Consider the following 1,901-nt stretch of genomic DNA (forward strand, 5'->3'; position numbering starts at 1 on the left):
GGGTGGCGGGCCGGGCGGTCAGCGCTTGCGGTGGCTGCCGCTGACGCTCTCGGCGACCGCGTCGGCGGCACCGCGCACGGCCGACTTCGCCTTCTTGTCGACCCGCTTCTCCTTGAGCGACTTGCCGGACTTCTTGGCCGTCGTGTTGCGGGGGGACTTGTCCACGGGGGTCTCCTGGCTGCCGGGCCGGGCCGGCGGGGTGCGCGGGGCGCTGCTGTGCCGCGTGGCACCGGCGGCCGGTCGCTCCGACTCCCCGTTCTCGTCGAGCCGGGCCGGTGACGGGGCCCAGCGGGTCCCGTGCGGTCCCCTCGACGGTACGCGCTCGGGGGCGGGCTGTCAGGCGCCCCGGGCGCCGGAGTCGGCCAGCTCCTCCTCGACCGCCCGCACGGGCCACAGGTCGAGGTCGAAGCGCACCCCGGGCAGCGCCCGCGCGAGCTCGCGCTGCAGGCGGAAGCCCTCGCCGGCGTACTGCTCGCACGAGAGCGGGGAGTCCCACCCGCACAGGTCGACGGGGTGGTGGTCGTCGAAGAAGGCCTGCCAGCGCAGCAGGTCGGTGCGCAGCGTCTCGGTGAGGCCGAGGTCGTCCAGGTGCTCGGTCGTCAGGACGAAGCCGCCCAGGTCCGCAGGTGCCCACACCGGGGTCGGCGCCTGGTAGTCGCTCATCAAGCGGAGTCGCTCAAAAGGCACCCGACGAGGGTAGGCCCTGCCGGGCGGTGGTCCGCACCTCTCGGGGCCCACCACCCACCTTGTGGCGCAACCGTTGTCAACGACGCGCCGTCGTAGGTGAAGGCTCCACCGGTGGGCGGTGGTCCCACCGGTGGAGGGGCGTCACCAGCGGTCGTGCACGTGCTCGGCCACCAGCTCGCGGTAGACCGCCGAGACCTCCTCGCGCTGCTGCGCCGTCGGGGCGGGCAGGTCCGCGGCGGCGGCGTTCCCGCGCGCCTGCTCGCCGTTGCGCGCACCCGGGATGACGACGCTCACGCCCGGCTGGTCCACGATCCAGCGCAGCGTGAACGCGGCCAGCGGCACCTCGCCGGCGACGGCGGACAACCGCCGCGCGGCCTGCAGCCCCACCTCGAACGGCACGCCCGCGAAGGTCTCGCCGACGTCGAAGGCCGCGCCCGAGCGGTTGTAGTTGCGGTGGTCGTCGGCGGGGAACGTCGTCCGCTCGTCGTAGCGGCCCGAGAGCAGCCCCGAGGCCAGCGGCACCCGCACCACGACCCCCACGCCCGCCTCCGCGGCCGCCGGCAGGAACTCGGTGACCGGCTTCATCCGCAGCGGGTTCAGGATGATCTGCACGCTCGCCACGTGCGGGCGGGCCACCGCGGCCAGCCCCTCGGCGACGGTCTCCACCGAGACGCCGTAGGCCGCGGTGCGGCCCTCCTGCACGAGGGTGTCGAGGGCCTCGAAGACGGAGTCGTCGCCGTACACCGGCGTCGGCGGGCAGTGCAGCTGCACCAGGTCGAGCGTGTCGACGCCCAGGTTCTCCCGGCTGCGGTCGTTCCAGGCGCGGAAGGCGTCCAGGGTGTACGCCGCCGGCTCGTGCGGGTCGGCGCGCCGGCCCATCTTCGTGGCCACCAGCACGTCGCGGCGACCGGACCCGCGCAGGAAGCGGCCCACCAGCCGCTCGCTGCGGCCGTCGCCGTAGACGTCCGCGGTGTCCAGGAAGGTGACCCCGGCGTCCACGGCGGCGCCCAGCGTCGCCAGCGCGTCGTCGTCACCGACCGTGCCCCAGTCCCCGCCGAGCTGCCAGCAGCCCAGCCCCACCACGCCGACCTCGCGGCCGGTCCTGCCCAGCGTCCTCGTCTGCACGCACCGCACCCTAGGCGGTGCCCGGGCGGGCGGCGCGCCGCCCGCTGAACCCCCGGGAGCCCCGCCTCGTTCTGCCGGTGCGCCACCCC

Annotated in this window: 3 protein-coding genes; all 3 read right to left on the reverse strand. The window is 75.5% G+C overall.

Translation table 11 applies throughout. The features are described 5' to 3' along the window. Positions 1-18: 18 nt before the first annotated feature. The 3 genes from GTQ99_RS22730 to GTQ99_RS22740 all read right to left on the reverse strand — a co-directional run bounded on the left by GTQ99_RS22730 (position 19) and on the right by GTQ99_RS22740 (position 1,812). Entirely contained in the window at positions 19-165 is a 147-nt protein-coding gene (locus GTQ99_RS22730) for a hypothetical protein (protein ID WP_166617940.1), read from the reverse strand. Between the two features lie 171 nt (positions 166-336). Next, a complete protein-coding gene (locus tag GTQ99_RS22735) occupies positions 337-687 on the reverse strand; it encodes a hypothetical protein (protein WP_166617941.1) in 351 nt (116 codons plus the stop codon). 141 nt (positions 688-828) lie between these two features. Further along, a complete protein-coding gene (locus GTQ99_RS22740; protein WP_166617942.1) occupies positions 829-1,812 on the reverse strand; it encodes an aldo/keto reductase in 984 nt (327 codons plus the stop codon). Positions 1,813-1,901 lie beyond the last annotated feature (89 nt).

The organism is Kineococcus vitellinus (genome assembly GCF_009906315.1).
GTDB classification, from domain to species: Bacteria; Actinomycetota; Actinomycetes; order Actinomycetales; family Kineococcaceae; genus Kineococcus; species Kineococcus vitellinus.